Origin of the sequence: Chrysanthemum yellows phytoplasma, assembly GCF_000803325.1 — a bacterium.
Taxonomy (GTDB): Bacteria; Bacillota_I; Bacilli_A; order Acholeplasmatales; family Acholeplasmataceae; genus Phytoplasma; species Phytoplasma asteris.
On sequence record NZ_JSWH01000136.1, the window covers coordinates 1 to 1,492 of the forward strand.

Here is a 1,492-nt window from a genome sequence, read left to right on the forward strand (position 1 = left end):
TAATGAGTTAAATAATGATCGTATCCTTGGTGAACAGTTTGAAAATAAGTTAATGATTGTCTTTCAATCAGATCCCTTTGATGGTTTTTTTGTTTATTCTTTCTATTTCTTCCGATGAGAGGGTTAATATCTAAATAAATTAATAAATCGGGTTTTTTTAAAATAGTTTCATGATTCAGCTTAAAGATCTTTTTTAAAGTTAAAAGTTGTTTCTTTTCCTTGAAAAAGGGGAATAATTGATAAGCATAAGTAGATGGTAACCAACGGTCTAAGATGATTAATTGATGATTTTTTAATTGGGGAGAAATTAATTCCACTTGGATTTGAGTCATATTCGAAAGACTTAAATAAAAACGAGTGAGATAATCTACTTGTTGAAAATTTAAAAATAAATTTCTAATTTTCTTTCCAATAGAGCTACTTCCTAATCCTTGATAAAGTTGATGAGGGATTTTTAATTGGGGTTGAAGGGCGTGAATAAGAGAAGTTTTTCCACTCCCGTCAAGTCCTTCAAAAACGATTAATTTCATTTTAATTCTCCTTTTATTTTTAATTTTTGCATAAAAAAAAGACCTTCGTTTTAAAGGTCTAAAAGTATTAATTAATTAATTATTTGATTTTCTTTAATTGTTTTAAATAAGTAGTTTTTTCTAATTCTTCTTTGGCTTTGGTGAAAAGGGTTAAGTATTTTTCACTATCTTGAATCATTTTCGTTATAAAGGTTTGATCAGGATAAATCCGAACAACATGATAGTTTTGGTCGTTAAAATAAACTAAAAAGTAAGCGAAGTTCGCTTGAGAACAATAGAGTTGACATTGAACTTGGGCCCAGTAGTATTGAGGAATATTTTCGAGTTGAGGATTGGTTAAAAAACTAGTCCAAGTGGATGAAACTTCTTGTTTTTCATTAACAAAAGGACATTTAATTTCTAAAACAGCTCGATGTTTTTCATTGTATCCGTCTAAAGAAGCGGAAAAAAGGTTAACTTGATCATCAGTGAAAATGGCGTCTTCAAAAGTTAAATTGGTTTTTTGCATGAAAAATTGTCGCGCGATGGGTTCCATTTTTTGTCCATGAAGGGTATATTGATTAGCGGTAAAAGTGGTGCCAAAGAGTTTATCATGAACTAATTGTTCCATGGAACGAAAGGGATCTAACCCTGTAATGGAAGCGATTTCAGAAGCGTTGATATATTTTTTTCGGTGTTGGTACCATAATTTGGTGCGTTGATTTAAGTTTTTAATTCTCATAATAATCATTCTTTCTTAAATATTTTCTTTAATAATAATAAAAGATATTTTCCTAAATAATAAAAGAAACGAAAAAGGTGATAAAGACATTTAAAAAGAAAATCAATTAGATATAAAAAATGAGGAAGAAATAATAAAATAATCGTTAATAAACCTAAATTAAGCCATTGGTTTTGATAAGTAAAGAAATAATCACTTATAGTTTTAAGGTTGTTGTTTAACTTAGTTAACCAAGTATTAA

2 protein-coding genes are annotated in these 1,492 nt (G+C 28.4%); both read right to left on the bottom strand.

Annotated elements, in window-relative coordinates:
• Positions 1-530: dTMP kinase (gene tmk, locus OL66_RS02625; protein ID WP_034172346.1), on the bottom strand; the 530-nt coding region annotated here is incomplete at its 3' end.
• Positions 531-609: 79 nt separating this feature from the next.
• Positions 610-1,251: a YqaJ viral recombinase family protein gene (locus OL66_RS02630; protein ID WP_034172347.1), complete on the bottom strand. Its 642-nt coding sequence runs from the start codon at positions 1,249-1,251 to the stop codon at positions 610-612.
• Between the last annotated feature and the right edge of the window lie 241 nt (positions 1,252-1,492).